This is a genomic window from Streptomyces sp. SID11385 (genome assembly GCF_010548245.1).
Lineage (GTDB): Bacteria > Actinomycetota > Actinomycetes > Streptomycetales > Streptomycetaceae > Streptomyces.
The window spans coordinates 1-397 of record NZ_JAAGLR010000869.1 but is presented as its reverse complement, the minus strand read 5'-3'; the positions used below and the strand labels follow the sequence as shown (position 1 = coordinate 397).

1 protein-coding gene is annotated in these 397 nt (G+C 78.1%); it reads right to left on the bottom strand.

The genetic code is table 11. The features are described 5' to 3' along the window. Nucleotides 1–20: 20 nt before the first annotated feature. Nucleotides 21–397: AAA family ATPase (locus tag G3I42_RS26245; RefSeq protein WP_164289931.1), on the bottom strand; the 377-nt coding region annotated here is incomplete at its 5' end.

Below are 397 nucleotides of genomic sequence, written 5' to 3'. Positions count from 1 at the left end.
CCCCGTGCGCGCGGCGCCGCTCATCGCCGCACCGTCCCCTCGGGGCCGAGCGCCTCGGCGACCTGCCCCACCGTGAGCCAGGCCGCGCCCGGCGCGAGGATCTTCGCGGTCTGCGGGGCGAAGAGCGGCGAGGCGACGACGACCTCGGCGGCCGGGCCGTCCGCGACGATCTCGCCCTCGGCGAGGATGACGACGCGGTGCGCGAGTTCGGCGGCGAGTTCCACGTCGTGCGTCGCGAGGACGATCGCGTGCCCGGCGCGGGCGAGCCCGGTCAGGATGCCGACGAGCCGCGCCTTCGCCGCGTAGTCCAGGCCGCGCGTCGGCTCGTCGAGCAGCAGCAGTGGCGGGCGCGCGGTGAGCACGACGGCGAGCGCGAGCGCGAGCCGCTGGCCCTCGG